13 protein-coding genes, 2 pseudogenes and 1 riboswitch are annotated in these 16044 nt (G+C 36.9%); of the genes and pseudogenes, 5 read left to right on the forward strand and 10 right to left on the reverse strand.

Features of this window, described 5'->3' with window-relative positions:
* The first annotated feature begins 54 nt into the window (after window positions 1-54).
* The 4 genes from H0173_RS16825 to H0173_RS16840 all read left to right on the forward strand — a co-directional run bounded on the left by H0173_RS16825 (window position 55) and on the right by H0173_RS16840 (window position 5684).
* Window positions 55-1452 carry an ATP-binding protein gene (locus H0173_RS16825; RefSeq protein WP_221847673.1) on the forward strand — a complete coding sequence of 466 codons (1398 nt, stop codon included), beginning with the start codon at window positions 55-57 and terminating at the stop codon, window positions 1450-1452.
* Window positions 1424-1999 (forward strand): response regulator transcription factor, encoded by a 576-nt coding sequence (locus H0173_RS16830; protein WP_221847674.1) that lies wholly within the window; start codon window positions 1424-1426, stop codon window positions 1997-1999. The genes H0173_RS16825 and H0173_RS16830 overlap by 29 nt, the downstream gene beginning before the upstream one ends.
* 86 nt (window positions 2000-2085) lie before the next feature.
* Window positions 2086-3504 carry a serine hydrolase domain-containing protein gene (locus H0173_RS16835; RefSeq protein WP_221847675.1) on the forward strand — a complete coding sequence of 473 codons (1419 nt, stop codon included), beginning with the start codon at window positions 2086-2088 and terminating at the stop codon, window positions 3502-3504.
* Window positions 3505-3611: 107 nt separating this feature from the next.
* Complete coding sequence (locus tag H0173_RS16840; protein WP_221847676.1) at window positions 3612-5684, forward strand: metallophosphoesterase family protein; 2073 nt, start codon at window positions 3612-3614, stop codon at window positions 5682-5684.
* Between the two features lie 39 nt (window positions 5685-5723).
* On the opposite strand, the gene H0173_RS16845 is transcribed toward H0173_RS16840, so the two are convergent.
* The 9 genes and pseudogenes from H0173_RS16845 to H0173_RS16875 form a co-directional block, all read right to left on the reverse strand.
* A complete protein-coding gene (locus tag H0173_RS16845) occupies window positions 5724-6068 on the reverse strand; it encodes a DUF378 domain-containing protein (RefSeq protein ID WP_221847677.1) in 345 nt (114 codons plus the stop codon).
* 172 nt (window positions 6069-6240) lie between these two features.
* The gene (locus H0173_RS16850; protein WP_221847678.1) at window positions 6241-7146 is read right to left on the reverse strand and encodes a GNAT family N-acetyltransferase; all 906 of its coding nucleotides are present in this window, start codon (window positions 7144-7146) and stop codon (window positions 6241-6243) included.
* 284 nt (window positions 7147-7430) lie between these two features.
* On the reverse strand, window positions 7431-8483 hold the full coding sequence (locus tag H0173_RS22815; RefSeq protein ID WP_396021262.1) for a two-component system sensor histidine kinase NtrB: 1053 nt from the start codon (window positions 8481-8483) through the stop codon (window positions 7431-7433).
* 90 nt (window positions 8484-8573) lie between these two features.
* Window positions 8574-8843, reverse strand: a pseudogene (locus H0173_RS22820) (GAF domain-containing protein); the annotation flags it as partial.
* Window positions 8825-9518, reverse strand: a pseudogene (locus H0173_RS22825) (GAF domain-containing protein); the annotation flags it as partial. The pseudogenes H0173_RS22825 and H0173_RS22820, both read right to left, overlap by 19 nt.
* 254 nt (window positions 9519-9772) lie before the next feature.
* Window positions 9773-9858: riboswitch (cyclic di-GMP riboswitch) on the reverse strand.
* A gap of 132 nt (window positions 9859-9990) precedes the next feature.
* Complete coding sequence (locus H0173_RS16860; protein ID WP_221847680.1) at window positions 9991-10656, reverse strand: CoA transferase subunit B; 666 nt, start codon at window positions 10654-10656, stop codon at window positions 9991-9993.
* Between the two features lie 15 nt (window positions 10657-10671).
* A complete protein-coding gene (locus H0173_RS16865; protein WP_221847681.1) occupies window positions 10672-11364 on the reverse strand; it encodes a CoA transferase subunit A in 693 nt (230 codons plus the stop codon).
* A 331-nt stretch (window positions 11365-11695) separates the two neighbouring features.
* Window positions 11696-12598, reverse strand: a complete 903-nt coding sequence (locus H0173_RS16870; protein ID WP_221847682.1) for an HD-GYP domain-containing protein — start codon at window positions 12596-12598, stop codon at window positions 11696-11698.
* 105 nt (window positions 12599-12703) lie between these two features.
* Window positions 12704-13393 carry a hypothetical protein gene (locus H0173_RS16875; RefSeq protein ID WP_221847683.1) on the reverse strand — a complete coding sequence of 230 codons (690 nt, stop codon included), beginning with the start codon at window positions 13391-13393 and terminating at the stop codon, window positions 12704-12706.
* Between the two features lie 446 nt (window positions 13394-13839).
* On the opposite strand from H0173_RS16875, the gene H0173_RS16880 reads away from it, so the two are divergent.
* Window positions 13840-15060: an MFS transporter gene (locus tag H0173_RS16880; RefSeq protein WP_260631237.1), complete on the forward strand. Its 1221-nt coding sequence runs from the start codon at window positions 13840-13842 to the stop codon at window positions 15058-15060.
* A 46-nt stretch (window positions 15061-15106) separates the two neighbouring features.
* Here the strand turns inward: H0173_RS16880 and proC are convergent, their stop codons facing one another.
* The gene (gene proC, locus H0173_RS16885; protein WP_221847684.1) at window positions 15107-15919 is read right to left on the reverse strand and encodes a pyrroline-5-carboxylate reductase; all 813 of its coding nucleotides are present in this window, start codon (window positions 15917-15919) and stop codon (window positions 15107-15109) included.
* Between the last annotated feature and the right edge of the window lie 125 nt (window positions 15920-16044).

Consider the following 16044-nt stretch of genomic DNA (forward strand, 5'->3'; position numbering starts at 1 on the left):
TCCAGTTATTTGAAGTCTTATATAATATTAGAAAAAAGATTACGGGAGAAAAGTATGACTCCTTATATAATTCAATATTTTTTCATCTATTTATTCATTTCTTTAAGTTCTATTTTCATAGGATTATTTATTTATTCACTTCCTAAGAGAAAACATCCCTATCTTCTATATTTCGGGCTATTCCTTGCGGCGATTTTAGTAAATTTGATTGGCATTTGGCAGCTGCCTGCATCCGTTAAGTTCCCATCATTCATTAAGTATGCTTCCTATAGTGCCGGTCCGTTCTTTTTATTATTTTATGAACAAATTTTTGGCCAAGGTTTTAAGAAGATTAATCGGCGTTTATGGCAGCTTCATTTATTATGCTGGGCGATTATCATGTTCTTCTCCTTGCTATCTATTATTGATCTTGAAGATCTTTTTTTGCCATATAGTCTATTAAATATCAGTTCGGTTTTATACATCGCCATCGTGACAATTACAAAAGCCTATTCTGGAAACAAGGATGCAAAAACTTTCACCTTTGGACTCATTTGCTTTATTTCAACCTTTTTTTATGATCTTACTCAAGCGATTAAAATCGCCAATTATGCTCCATCCCAAACTTTCATTTGGGGATTGTTAATTTTTACCGGCTCTTTGACAGTTATTTTACTGAAGCGATTCAGGGCAAAGGGGTCGGATTTTATTTATGAGGCTTTCACCTTTCAGCACAATCCGCTTGATCTTAAAATGAAAGCTGATTCAATGGTTATGCACACGCTCAAAAATGAGATTAACCGTTTATTGTATTTAAATGAACGCAGCAAAAGGCTGACTCAAACGTTTGATGCATCCAGTGCTGACCCTCTTAGAAAAAATTTCGATGCGATAGACGAAACTCTTCATCATATGAATAATATGATCCAGGCTATTAAAAAAACAGATGATATTCGCTTATCACTCCAAAAACAATCCATAAACGAAGTGATATTAGATACAGTGAATAGCTTCAAGATCGGACTTGAGCATAATACGATTGAATTTATTATAGATTTACCTATACACATTGAGGCGGAGGTTGACCCATTGCATTTAAAAGAATGCATCATCAATCTACTATCCAATAGTGCGGAAGCCATCGACCATCAGAATGGAAAAATACATATTCAGCTTCAACAAAAGGATCAAGATGCAATCATCGAAGTTAGGGATAATGGAAAAGGAATTCATCGGGAGCATTTAGATGATGTCATTACTCCTTTATATACAACAAAAAAATCAGTGTCCCATTATGGAATTGGGCTTTACTATGTTTATTTTGTCATTAGCAAACATGGCGGAACACTATCCATTCCGAATTCGGAAATTGGAAAGGGCACAACAATACGGATTCAGCTTCCAACCAAATCGAAAGCGGAATCTTTCTGGAGTGTGAGAACAATTGGAAAAAATAAAAGTCATGCTGGTTGAAGATGACCCCAGATGGCAAAGAGATATAACTGATGATCTTTGCTTAGAAAGGGATCTTGAGGTAGTAAAGGTCGCGTCTTCAAAGGAAGAAGCGGTCGAAGCTGCTAAGCATTTGTCCATTGATGTCATTTTAATGGATATTAATTTAAGTGAAAGCAACTTAGATGGCATTGAGGCTACCTCAGAAATCACTAACCTTGGAAAAGGGATAAAAATTATTATGCTAACGTCCCTATCCGAGAAAGAAACCATCGTGAAAGCAATCGAATACGGTGCAATCAACTATGTAAATAAATCGAGTATCCAGGATATTCTACAATGCATTCGGGAAGCCTACCACAACCAGGTTTCTCTACATCCCGACGCAACAAGTGCGATTCTGCGAGAAATCCGCTTAAAATCATTAACTCCAATGGAAAAAAATATTTATAGTTTGAAAGAAGAAGGATATACAAGACCGCAAATGGCGGAATATTTCCATACAACATTAGATACGATTGGAACACATATGAAAAACATTTCAAAAAAACTTAAACGCCGGAAATAAGGGAGGGGAGAAAATATCACCCTCCCTTTTTTTCTTGTTTCCTCCTTACACTAAAAAGCAGAAATACTTAGTTAAGGAGAATCAAAATGAAAAAACTTGCTTTTTTAATAGTTAGTTGTTTGTTTATGATAGTAGTCCCATTCTTTTCATGTACAACTCACGCAGAGCAGAATGAACAATCTGAGAAAATAAATCAAATTGATCACTTTATCCAAACCCAAATGAAAGCAGCTCATATCCCTGGTCTTGCAATAGGCATTGTAAAGGGCGATCAAATTGTTTATCTGAAAGGGTACGGAAATGAAGTATCGCCTCAAACCCCATTTATTTTGGGCTCAACCACTAAATCCTTCACAGCCATGGCCGTTATGCAGCTAGTTGAAGAGGGCAAGGTGGATTTAGATTCACCCATCCAAGCATATCTCCCTGCCATAGATACACCAAAAATTACTGTAAGGCAGCTTCTTAATCAGAATAGCGGAATTTCTAGCTCTGAAAAAATGCAGATTAATCAGGAAAATATCGGTCGAGAATTCCAATACTCTAACCAAAATTACAAGCTGCTCGGTCAAATTATTACTTCTGCTTCTAAAATACCTTACGAAGAGTATATTAGGAAAAACATTTTTTCACCGCTAGACATGGCTCACAGCTACACTTCACAAACCACTGCAAAGGAGAACGGATTAGCAGCTGGCCATCGAACATGGTTCGGAATTAATCTTCCTAACGAATTGCCCTTTAACGATGATTATCTTTCTGCAGGATTCCTCATTTCAAGTGCAGAGGACATGACCCATTATTTAATTGCCCAAATGAATAATGGCCAATATTCTAATGTAACAGTCTTATCGGGCTCCAGCGTTAAAGAGATGCACACGCCAAGCGTGAAAGCACCTATTATGGGAGAGGACAGTTATTATGGAATGGGCTGGTTCATCCGGCCAATTAACGGGGTGCCAACAATTATGCATTCCGGGGAAGTTCCTAACTATCATTCCACCATGATCATGATGCCAGATGAAAACTACGGCATCATATTATTGGCAAATATTAATAACTCGATCTTAATTTCAGGATTAATAGAGAAGATTGGGTCAGGGGTTGTTGATCTATTAGCAGAAAAGGAGCCAGAAAGCATCCCTAAATCCGCCTATTATCAAGCCTATTTAATGATTGATGGGGTGATATTAATCATTATCGTTCTCCTATTTTTCCATATAAAGAACATTTCCACCTGGCATTTCAAGTTAGTAAAAGGGGAACTAGGTATATTGAAAAAGTTTATTTATCCCTTATCTATTAATTTTTTAATACCCTTGTTGATTCTAACTCAATTACCAGGTTCCTTGGGCTTTACATGGTCATTCCTGTATGATTTTATCCCTGATATTACAAGTGCAGTATGGTTCATTGCCATTGTATTGCTTACCGGGGGCTGTATAAAGCTCTTTTTAGGTGCTTTATTTTATAAAACTAATAGCAGTCTTAGTTCAAATATCTGAAATCCTGCCCAATGTAAAAAATAATGAAAAGTAGGGTAATTCATCTCCCCAACACACCGCTAAAAATCATGAATATGATAATAGCAACCTAAGAACGGGGTGGATGTATGGATACATTTGAACTGCCGGCTTTATTAGCTGGTCCTATAGTACGCCGGGTTGAGACCCATCAGATTGTGATTTGGATGGCAACAAGCAAACATTATGCTGTTCATCCTGAGCTTTTTACTATTGATACAGATTCCAAGCCTTTTATATATGAGCCGGTTCCTATTCAAAACGAGCAAAATACAGTAAAGCTAGGCAAAAGTCTGTTTGTTCATTTGCTAAAAATAATCCCTGCTAATGGACTTTTTCCAGCTGATCAGCTCCTAGGATATAATTTTACTTTCTCAAATAACGGGGAGTGCTTTGATTTACACGATCTTGGATTGCTTACGGCTGAAAACTCCTGGTCCATCGTATATGGTGATTTAAAGTATCCAAGCCTCTTTATAAAGGGCTCCGATCAAAATAGCCATTTCCTTTATGGCTCCTGCCGAAAGGTCCATGGTGAGGGGGATGACACCCTTATTTTGGGAGATGCTCTTGTTGAGAAGAACCATATAGATATTGTAAACCGGCCTAATTCACTCTTTTTAACAGGAGACCAAATTTATGCTGATGATGTGCCAGATCCATTGATCCGCATCATTTCTAAATTTTCAGAGCTTCTCATCGGAAGAAGGGAAAGTCTGCATGAATTAGATCACCGGTTAAGCCACGAGCCATTTAAGGAATCCATAAATCAGATAAATGGCAGGCAATTTATTATGGAGAACTTCTGCCAATTCACTTCTGGTTCAGCCCATAACCATCTTATCGAATTTGGGGAATATGCTGCGATGTACCTGTTGTCATGGAGTCCCGTGCTTTGGGAATTGGCTCAGGAGTATGATCTATTCGAATCATTCCATGATGCTTTTGACAACAATCATATTTATTTCCGCTTCCCTAACACAGATTATTATCAAAAAGAGCATCTCCAAGAGAAAAAACTTCTAAAAAATCGCTATTTCGCTGAGCAAGAGCTTATTACATCATTTCAGCATTCGTTATATCGGGGAGCAAGACTGTTAGCAAACATCCCTGTGTATATGATTTTTGATGATCACGATGTTACAGATGACTGGAATATCTCAGATGGATGGAGAAGGGCTGTAAGGCAATCTGCTCTAGGAAGGCATGTAGTATCGAATGCCTTAGCCTCTTATTGGGCATTCCAAGGATGGGGCAATAACCCTGACGCTTTTGATGAATGTTTTGTTTCTATTATGAAGGACTACATGGACGGCCTAATAAATGGAGATATGAAAAAACATCATGACAAGTGGGTACAGCTTTTGTGGAGCTTTAATCATTGGAAATTTGTCGCTCCTACCTTCCCTAAAGCGCTTTTTCTAGATACCCGGACACAAAGAAAATTTGATCTTAAACCTAAGCCTGTAAAAATCGGCAGCATCATCGAGGAAACGAATCCGCCGCCACAGCTAATCAATAAAATAGAATGGCAACAAAATATTAAACATCTGCTTTTTAGCAGCGGCTGGAAAAAGAATAGCCCTTTAGTGATTGTTTCAGCTACACCTGTATACGGAATGGGACTTATAGAATCTTTCTTACACAATTATGTATACCCGCTTAAAGTATTAGGTGTTAATGTAAATACAAAATTTGATTTTGAAGCATGGAAGTATAATGGGAAGGGCTTTTCAACCTTTCTTAACCATGTTTCCAAGTGGGAGCCAAGTCCGTGTATTATCCTTTCAGGTGATGTCCATTATGGATCAGCTGTTCATGCTGAGATAGAATTTAACGATGGACGTAAAATGGCAATCAAACAATATACTGCAAGCCCTATAAAAAATATGAGTTTTACAAAATTGTGGGGACTTCTTATGAAGATCGCTGTGAAGGCTAATACGATCAATCGGACAAATAAGGATATTTATCGCTACTGTGATCATTCCTACTGTATTCATCGTCTCGATGAGAGGCAACAACCTGACAAGGACAAATATGTATGGATGGACAAATTAAGATATCAGCCTGTTAGCCATCACTCCATTATTGAAATACAAAATCATCTTGGTCACCTTACGTACTCCGACCAATCATGTAAAAATGAATTATTAAAGTAATCGAATAAGCCATGCAAATGCATGGCTTTAAGTAACTTTTTACTCTGGTTTGTTGGTAGGATCACCAACTTCATAAGGTCTTCTTGAAGAATTCTTCAAATCTGATAAGTCGGATTCCTCACCAAATTCAGTTCCATAGCTGACCTTCCCATAGTTTTGACGGTTCCTATCTGTAGCTGTATCTTTCTCTTCCCATTCCTTAAACAGAAGGGTTAAGCAAACTAAGCCGCTCAATCCTACAAGGCTATAAATTACTCTAGACAAAAAGGAGTCTTGACCGCCAAATATAGCCGCTACTAAATCAAAATCAAAGAAACCAATTAGACCCCAGTTTATAGCACCAATAATCGTTAGCGTTAAGGCGATTCGCTGCAATGTTCTCATGATTATTACACCTCCTTACTAGGCAGTTTTGAAGCTCTTCTAAATAAATCTTAGTTCCTAAGATTCCTTATTATCATTTGTATTCAGTTCACCTTTCATACAAAAAGCATGGTTAAATTATCACATTATTTAAAAACGAAAAAAGGCTGGCATTATGCCAGCTCTTTGTTCATTACTGATCGCCATTAAAATTGTACACATAACATGCAACGCCATGAACCTGCTTAAATCCCTCTTGGAGATATAGGGCTTTTGCTCCTTCATTATCTGCATTTACACAAAGAATGGTTCGGTCATAGGATTTTTCTTTGGCGAATTGAAGTGCTGCTCTTAAAAGGTTCCTTCCTAATCCTTTTCCTTGATATTCCGGCAGGATTGCCAAAGGCCCAATATTCATGATTGGGGAATCTTCGAATTCATCTTTAGCCCCTCGAACAATTCCTACAGGCTTTTCTTTGTGATAAAGTATTTTCATGCCGCCTTCTAAATAGCTACTGGCAGAAATCATCTTTGAAACCATTTCCGCAGTAATGGGCGTTTCACTTCCTTTAAGATTAGCAAATCCCTTATTTCTAATTTTGCACCAAACTTCCTCATCACTGCCTGGCCTAAAAGGCCGTATTTCATAGTCTGCAGGCAGCGAAACATTAGGAACACCCAGGTCATCCCTTACAAGCAGATAGGAATATCTTTCAACCGTAAAGTTTATCTCTTCTGCAAGTTTCATCTCGGTTTCCTGCTCCAGCGGGATAAAGACAAAAGCTTGTTCTAACTCTGAAGTATGGTTTTTAATTGCATTCAACAGCTCTTGATAATATGCCGGATCTTCTATTTCAGAATAAAAAATTCGAAAACGGCCATTTTTTCCTCTTCGATGATAATCATCCATAATTAGAGAAGCCGCTGCATTCACATTTCCATTTTGATCGGTTATGACATAAGCAGGATTTTCATTATCAGGTTGAAAATTTTTTAAATCCTCATCATACAGAAAAGATTCATCCACTTTATGTCTATGATTCGCGCAAAAGGCTATAAAATCTCCTAATTTCTCGTTACTTACATATTCCGCCTTCATTTTCATTCCCCGCTTTTTAATTGACTTTGGGCTGTTTCGTTTAGATTGTTGTTAAAAACCGCAGCTGACATACACTTCGCTTTCCGCGGGCGAACCGCAAGCCTCCTCGCTCGTACCTCCCTGCGGGGTCTTGCATAGCTCGCTTTCCCGCAGGAGTCTACGTGTATGTCAACTGCTGATGAGAATTTAATAACTTATCTTCCGAATAAATTACAATCTTTTAGAAAACAGCCTAATTTTAAAAAAACGGCCATACACATCTATTTTGTATATGACCGCTTGTATTAATAATAAAATTTCGTATAAAAAGTAGTGCCTTCTGAACTAGTTTCAATATCTATGACTGCATTATGACGCGCTGCAATCGCATAACATACTCCTAGCCCTAAGCCTGTTCCATTATCCTTCGTTGTAAAAAATGGCGTTCCAAGCTTTTCTAATATTTCAGGCGTGATCCCGCTTCCTTGGTCCTCAATGGCGAGCACAACACAATTATGTCCTTCTTTAAATGTTCTAATTGATAATACTTTTCCTGGGCCCATCGCATCTAAACCATTACGGTACAGATTGATTAATAATTGCCTAATCTCATTTCGATTCAACAAGAGTTCCGGGATATCATTCGTGTCCACATGAATAAACTTATTTTGACTAGCGGCGTCAATTTTAATTAATGGCGTGATATCATGGATAATTAAGTTTAAGTCTAACATCTGTAAATCGGATGTCCTTGTATTTCCCATTGAAAGAAATTCAGTAATGATGGAGTTGGCACGATCTAGCTCTTCTATCATGAGGTTAAAGTAAACATGATGCTTTTCAAACTCCTGATCTTTTTTCAATAATTGCAAAAAGCCCCGTACCGTCGTCATTGGGTTTCGAATTTCATGACTAATGCCTGCTGCCATTTGCCCAATTAAATCAAGACTGGATAACCGTTTTAACTCCTTCTCATATTTCTTTTTCCCTGTGATATTTTTAAATAGACAGCAAATTCCATCATCAAATGGATAGGCCATTACTTCGTGCCAAGAATCATCATAGATAGAGTTTATTTCAAATTGAACAGGAATTCTTTCTATCATGGCCCGGTGAAACTCTGTGTACATAGGTGATGGGATTATCTCCGGGTAGACTTCCCAAATATTTTTGCCCAATAGCTCTTCTATTGTTTTGTTCTTCGGTAAGTATTGATGTTTATTAATATAACTAAATTTCCATTCTTCATTTAAGGCAAAGAATCCGTCCGTAATACTTTCAATAACACTTGTTACTTTCTCATTAGCTGCAGCGAGTTCCTTTGTTCGTTCCTCTACTACATGTTCAAGCTGATCCATATAAAGGAGATTTGAAAATGTCGGAGCTGTAGCATCAACAATTGACTGGACTAGCTGAATTTTAGAAGAGGTTAGCTCTTTCCGGTCCTTTGCGGAGGAGCTAACAACGACAACAACACCTAGAACATCGCCTACTGAAACTAAAGGAATTAAGAGCAGCGCTTCAATAGCCATGTCTTTACAAACCTTATGATTGAATCGCCCGTCAGCCAGCACATCTGGAACATGGATAACCTCTTTTGTCTCCACAACCTTGTTAATTAGCGCTTGATAATTCAGGCTAATACTTTTAGATATATCACTGCATAACTTTTCAGACCATTGACTGGATTTATTTACTCTTGTAAATTGAATTGTTTTTTTATCAGTAGCATCCAGAAAGTGAACAGCCATTTTTTTACAATTTAATATTTTATCTAAATAGAAAAAACATTTTTCCAGGCTTTGCTGTAAAGACAAACACATTGATAATTCTCTTGTTAAATCAAGCAACAGCTGCTTTTCAGCGATATGATTTTTCTGTTGTCTAATATTATTTGCATTTTGAATAGCTACCGCAGCCATATTTACATAAGCTTCAACACTTTGAATTTCAGATTCCGTCAAATCCATTGGAATTCCATAATCAAATAAAAATACTAAACCAAAAAACTCCTCCTCATATGAAATAGGGAGAACTAATAACGATTTTATCTTAAAGGCATTTACCACTCTCGGATCTGGGCGATGATCCTTTGATGTATCAGGTATGTAAATGGTTTGTTTTGTTTTTATAACTTCTCTCGCCAGCAAGTCTACTTTAGGATCAATAATCTGCGTTTCAATGGTTATACCATTTATCTCTTCAGGTTTTCCTGCAAATCCCCTTAACGTTCCATCTTCTTGGGGCAGATAAACTCCTACAGCATCACATTGTACAATTTCTTCTGAGATGGCAGTTGTTACATGCTGTAATACTTCACGCAGTTCTAGCTTCGTATTTATTATTTTTGTTATATTCGCTAGGCGAGAGTATCTCGTCTGTTCCCTAAACATATAAACGATCTCCTATCATAGGCATACTAACAATTACCATCATGTTATACATGTAATCCTTTTTCCTCTTATTTTACATATATTTCATCAATATTAATACAAAGAATACGTTACTAACTAAATGAAACAAATATGAGGAGAGCAGCATTAACTAACGTTATAAACACCATTAAAATTTATAATTTTCTAATAAATAAAAAAAGTGACATTATATTAATATAATAGCCACTTTGCGTTTGGAATAAAATCACAAACATTGCAACCCGGCTGTCATAGTAAAGTGAACCTTAGACCCGTAGCTTTGCGTCTTTATCTTTCGATAAATTTGCCCTATATTAACATTTTAGTTTATGTTTATTATAAAGAATATTTTGGAAAAATTATAGAGTTTTTTACCTAAAAAATATTATTACTTTTATACTAATTGTATTATAAAAAAAAGAGAAAGGGCCTTTGCCCTTTCCTAAATCATTTAATACGCTTCTAGCTTCACATCATCACCGATTTCAAGCGGTGGTTCTGTTACAGCAATAATATCATCAATTGTATATCCTTTTGCTACTTCTATCAGCTTCAAGCCATTTTCAGTAACATCAATTACTGCACGATCGGTAATAATACGGTTCACAACGTCCATGCCTGTTAAAGGCAGAGAGCATTCATTTAATATTTTGGGCTGACCATCTTTATTGACATGATCCATTATCACAATAATTCTCTTTGCCCCATGGACGAGATCCATGGCACCGCCCATTCCTTTAATCATTTTTCCTGGAATCATCCAGTTGGCAAGATCACCTTTTACAGAAACCTCCATTCCGCCGAGAATCGCGAGGTCAATATGGCCACCGCGAATCATGGCAAATGACTCTGCACTCGTAAAGTAGGAGGCGCCTTTTATAGCGGTAACTGTTTCTTTTCCGGCATTGATTAAATCAGGATCTACTTCAGCTTCCGTAGGATAAGGCCCTATACCGAGCAAACCATTTTCCGATTGTAAAACCACTTGCTTACCGTCCGGGATATAATTTGCAACCATCGTTGGGATGCCAATTCCTAAATTGACATAGAAGCCATTTTCAATTTCCTTTTCTGCACGCCTGGCAATCTTTTCTCTCGTTAATTCTTTATTGGACATGTTTATCTCTCCTCTCTATTTACTTTGAATTGTTAACCTTTCAATCTTCTTCTCTTGTTTTCCAACAATTAATTTTTGAACATAAATACTTGGTGTATGGATATGGTCTGGATTAAGTTCACCGATTTCCACCAGCTGCTCAACCTCAGCAATCGTCACTTTTCCAGCAGCCGCGATCATTGGATTGAAGTTTCTTGCTGTTTTGTTATATACGAGATTGCCCATTTTATCTCCAATATGCGCACGCACTAATGAGAAATCTGCTGTTAACCCTCTTTCTAGCAAATATGCCTTCCCATCAAATTCACGTACCTCTTTCCCTTCTGCAACAGGCGTTCCTACCCCTGCTGGCGTATAAAATGCTGGAATTCCAGCACCTCCTGCACGAATACGTTCTGCGAGCGTCCCTTGAGGCACTAATTCTACTTCTATTTCACCGGAAAGAACTTGCCGTTCAAATTCTTTATTTTCACCGACATAAGAGCCTATCATTTTCTTTATCTGTTTATTTTTTAATAGCAGGCCAAGACCCCAATCGTCAACACCGCAGTTATTAGAAATAACCGTTAAATCCTTCACTCCCATTTCAACGAGAGCAAGGATTAGATTTTCAGGAATTCCGACTAATCCGAAGCCCCCGACCATAATCGTTGCACCATCTGTAATATCTTTTACAGCGTCTGTAAACGATGTAAGAATCCGTTTCATAATTCTCATCTCCTTGTATCTTTTTTGCTTTCAAAAGCGGTAAAGCGCTTACATATTATATTTTGAGAAAATTCACAATACCTATATAATTCACTTTACATGGATCATTTGTATAAGTAAAATGAATAAACGGAATAGAAACTATGAATAAAACGAATAAATATTTGATCTGAAAGGAAAAATAAACAGCCTACCAAACTTAGTAAGCTGCTCACCTATAGGTATGAATACAGGTTGAAAAGTTTTAGAAATACATTGCATCCGAATTATTTGTTTGGACGTAATTTTCAACCTAATAAAATTGGGACAAGGTATCTGTCACCTTGTCCCATCATATTCGTCCTTCTTCTTTTAGTATTGTAATTAACGCATCCACAATTTGTTCGTCGTAGTGAGTGCCTGAGAGCCTTTGTAGTTCATCTATGGCAAACTGGCAGTTGAAGCCTTTTCTATAGGCACGATCTTCGGTCATGGCATCAAATGTGTCACTTACGGCAATTATTTTTGCCTCGAGTAAAATTTCATCGCCCTTTAATCCTTTAGGATACCCTGTTCCATTCAGCCTTTCATGGTGTTGCTCGATGATGGTTGAAATTTCATGGTAGTATAAGTCCTTCACCATTTCTGCACCATCTATTGGATGACGCTTTATAATGGCAAATTCCTCGTCTGTTAGTTTACCAGGCTTATTTAAAATCTCACCTGGGGTATTTATTTTTCCAATATCATGGAGTATAGAAGATATATATAAATTTTCTAATCTATCTTTTGACAGCAGTAATTTTTTAGCAATTTTCACAGCATATTCTGAAACTCTTTCACTGTGTTTGAATGTATAACGATCCTTTTTCTCTACTTCGTCTACAATATTTTTGAGATTCGTAATACCTTCACTTAACTGAAAGAAAGTTGGTTCAGTAATCACCCATAAATAAACTACTTCGGTTAGTGTTGTAAAGTAAATTGGTTCTTCTAAATTAATTGCTGAATAATAATCATGAGGACCGAGTTCTATTTTCTCTCCATTTAAATCGCACACCATTTTACCCTTTATTATGTAGAAAAACTCCATGACATTTGGATTTTCACTTGGATAAACATAAAATAAATTATCTTTTGAAATTGTCTGAATCATAATTTCAGCTCCATCCCCTCGAGCTAGCAAACTAATATCAAACTGATCCAAAGTAACTTTTTCTAAATTTTCACCTTTTCTCTTTATTGTAAATGTCACCTATATCACCTCAAAACTTTGTCATTACGGGGGCAAGGCATCATCAATAAAATACTGGCCTCCCCCCTGTCTATACAGCCTCATGCAACATTCCGGTTATTACCATTACATCTTTACAACTCGAACAGGATCAATCCATACCCATTGATCAGCGAAACGAACCAGTGTCCAGCTGCATTCAGCAATGACCCCTTTATCCGCGGCCTTTTTAATTACCTCTGCTGACATTTCTAATGTTTCGTTGTAAACATTATCTATCACCTTTTGTAGTTCTTTTGCATATCTTTCTGTTTTCTCTAATAGTTTCTCTTGTTTTTTATCTAATTTCTCTTCTAACTTGCTGAGCTTTTTGTTTAACTTTTCAGTATTTTTATCTCCTGAGGCTATTTGAACTGTAAGTTCTTCAATATCTAATTGAATTTCATTAATTTTCTCTTCAATTTTTGCTTGCTGTTCTGCGATTTGGTCCTCAATTTTTGCTATTTTCTCTTCCAATTTCTTTTCTTTCTTTTCTTCCTTTGTAGCTTTCTCTAATTCTTTCAAAGCTTTTTCTTTCTCTTCCTTTAACTTGAATACTTTGTCACCTTCTTCTATTTTTCGCACTTCTGTTAAGTATTCAACTTGGAGTTCATCTGCCTTTTTTACTGCTTTTTCAATTTTTTTGTCTATCTCTTTATTTGTCTTTTCAATCATTTCTAATGCCTTTTGAACATCTTCATCTTTAGCAGCAAGGGCTGGTGACCCTACACCTAAAAATAATGCTGCTGAAAATAAAATAGATAATATTTTTTTCATCTCTAAAAACACTCCTTTTTTATTAGTTTGAGAACAAAAGTGTTTGTTAATAGACAGAACAAATTCCCACCGTAAAATAGCAATTCCATTCCGCCTATTAAAAAAATAGTAAACTAGACCTATATATAGTATATTTTAAATTATTTAGAATTTTGTCAAAATAAGTAAATATTTTCGATAAGTTATCGACATAATTCACCATTTAATTGAATATTTAACGGAGTAAAATGGAGAATTGCGGACTCTAGTTAAATAAAGCTGGAATGAGAGCTTGCCTTAGGAACCTGTTCCGATCTATCCCGGTTAATATAATATAGGTTCAATTTCATTAATTGGGTTTACTTAATCCATTTTGTTTTTTTACATACCTACTAATTCTATTAGTGTTAATGGACTCATACATTAGTATTAGGACTAGATAGATATATTTGACTGGGGAGAGGTTTTTGGCAAAGGTAAAAACTCTGAAGGAAAATCATTTAATATTAGCATTATTATTTGCTGGATGGTCACTTGGTAATTTAGATCGATTTGTGATGAACTATGCTGTCATTAACATTAGTAAGGATTTACATCTTAGTGCAGCTTCTACAGGATTTCTCCTCAGCAGTTTTTTTGCTGGGTATGCTCTCATGCAAATTCCTGGAGGCTGGTTAGCTGATCGATTTGGTTCAAGAAAAGTTTTATTAACAGCTATCATTATGTGGTCAATCTTTACCGCTTTAACAGGTGCAGCTTGGTCATTAACCTCTATACTTATTATTCGTTTTTTATTCGGTATTGGTGAAGGGGGCTATATGCCTGCTGGGTCAAAGCTCATTGCTCAAACTTTTCCTTCCTCGGAAAGAGGAAGAGCGATGTCAATTGTTCTTTCATCAGGGGCTTTTCTAGGAATTCTTACACCTATATTTGCGACAACAATGATGGCAACTATTGGGTGGCGTGCAATGTTTTGGATTATTGGCGGAATTGGAGTTTTATTAGCTACTATCTTTTGGTATTACATAAAAGACCCTCAAACGGTTGTAGAGGATGACCAAGAGGAATTACACACTAATGAGCCAAAATCCTTGCTTCAGCTTCTAAAACACCCCTTTGTTTGGAGCCTATTCATAGCTTCATTTAGTGTAAATGCGATAAACTGGGGGCTTTTATCATGGATGCCAACCTATTTAGTTAATGTTCGGGGATTAGAACTGCTTAAACTAGGCTGGATTGCAGCCATTCCAGGGCTGGCTGCCATTATCGGAACATTTGGCGCAGGTTATCTTTTAGATAAATTACCGAAGGGCAAAGAATATATTTACGGTATTGTTAGTTCAGCTTGTGTTGGTATTTTGTTATATCTCATGTTTAAGGCAAGCAGTGTCACTGAATTCATGGTTTACCAAACGATCATCATGATTTTTGGTGCTTTTCTCATCATCTTCCTCCCAACGAATGTATTAAAGACTGTACCAACAGAAATAGTTGGCTCCACAATGGGTTTCGTCAGTTTCGGCGGACAGCTCGCTGGTTTTGTTACCCCTATTGCCATTGGATTTATTGTTGAGGCGTCTAAAGGCTCATTTGATGCAGCATTCTGGCTTCTCATCGGGTTTGCTATCATTTGTACGCTATCATTTATATCTTTTTTTATAAAAAGTGGACCCTCCTCTGGAAAATAAAGAAGGCATGATTTCGTTGTAGATCGAATCATGCCTTATCATTCATTTAGTTTTTCATTAATTCCTCGTCTCTTTTAATCGTAGCATCTACACCCTTAATGACGGTTGAGATGAAAGCATGATCTTCTAATGCTACTAATCCGGCAACGGTTGTTCCGCCGGGAGAGCAGACTCGATTGATGAGCACCCATGGATCCTCGTCACTTTCAAGGATCATTTTTGCGCTTCCTAAGACGGCTTGTGCAGCAATTTTATTCGCCAAATCCTTTGGCATGCCATTTTTCACTGCTCCACGAGCTAAGGAATCAATAAATAAATACGCATAAGCGGGTGAGCTTCCAGCTATGGCAGTAAAGGTACTGAAATGCTGTTCAGGTAATTCAATGGCCATTCCAATCGCATTAAACATGCCTAAAACAAAGTTTACTTGCTCCTGACTGGCAGCTTTATTTCCGCATACAGCAGCAGCACCTTCACCAATCATGACATTCACATTTGGCATCACTCTAATAATTGCGAGGTCGTTTTCTGCCTCTATCAAATTTTGGATTTTTTCAATTGATGTACCAGCTGCAATGGAAACGATTAGCGGATTCTTGTCTTTGATTAATTCCTTCATCGGCGCCAAAACCGTCTCAAACTGATTTGGTTTAACAGCTAACATTACAATGTCCGCCCGCTTCACGACCTCCTGGCCAGATTCACAGGCATTTGTCTTCGTTTCACATACAAACCCATTCATCTTTTCCGTATCGACATCAAATACATAAATGTCTTCTGCTCTTGTATGCTCTGTTTGAATCATCCCTTTAATGATCGCACTAGCCATATTTCCTGTCCCAACAAATCCTACTTTCATCTTAAAAAACTCCTTAGAATCATATTTGTGAAACTTTTAAGAGCTCTATTTTTTAAAAATTATTATAAATATATAGATGGAAAATAACTACATGGCTAAGGAAACGTTCCTTATTTATTCAAACT

This window comes from Bacillus sp. S/N-304-OC-R1 (assembly GCF_019749375.1).
Lineage (GTDB): Bacteria > Bacillota > Bacilli > Bacillales > Cytobacillaceae > Cytobacillus.

Coding starts and splice junctions, on each gene's coding strand:
- H0173_RS22815 (WP_396021262.1), bottom strand. CDS start 8,483: ATGGATCAGCTTGAACATGTAGTAGAGGAACGAACAAAGGAACTCGCT.
- H0173_RS16845 (WP_221847677.1), bottom strand. CDS start 6,068: ATGAGAACATTGCAGCGAATCGCCTTAACGCTAACGATTATTGGTGCT.
- H0173_RS16850 (WP_221847678.1), bottom strand. CDS start 7,146: ATGAAGGCGGAATATGTAAGTAACGAGAAATTAGGAGATTTTATAGCC.
- H0173_RS16860 (WP_221847680.1), bottom strand. CDS start 10,656: ATGTCCAATAAAGAATTAACGAGAGAAAAGATTGCCAGGCGTGCAGAA.
- H0173_RS16825 (WP_221847673.1), top strand. CDS start 55: ATGACTCCTTATATAATTCAATATTTTTTCATCTATTTATTCATTTCT.
- H0173_RS16840 (WP_221847676.1), top strand. CDS start 3,612: ATGGATACATTTGAACTGCCGGCTTTATTAGCTGGTCCTATAGTACGC.
- H0173_RS16835 (WP_221847675.1), top strand. CDS start 2,086: ATGAAAAAACTTGCTTTTTTAATAGTTAGTTGTTTGTTTATGATAGTA.
- H0173_RS16875 (WP_221847683.1), bottom strand. CDS start 13,393: ATGAAAAAAATATTATCTATTTTATTTTCAGCAGCATTATTTTTAGGT.
- H0173_RS16865 (WP_221847681.1), bottom strand. CDS start 11,364: ATGAAACGGATTCTTACATCGTTTACAGACGCTGTAAAAGATATTACA.
- proC (WP_221847684.1), bottom strand. CDS start 15,919: ATGAAAGTAGGATTTGTTGGGACAGGAAATATGGCTAGTGCGATCATT.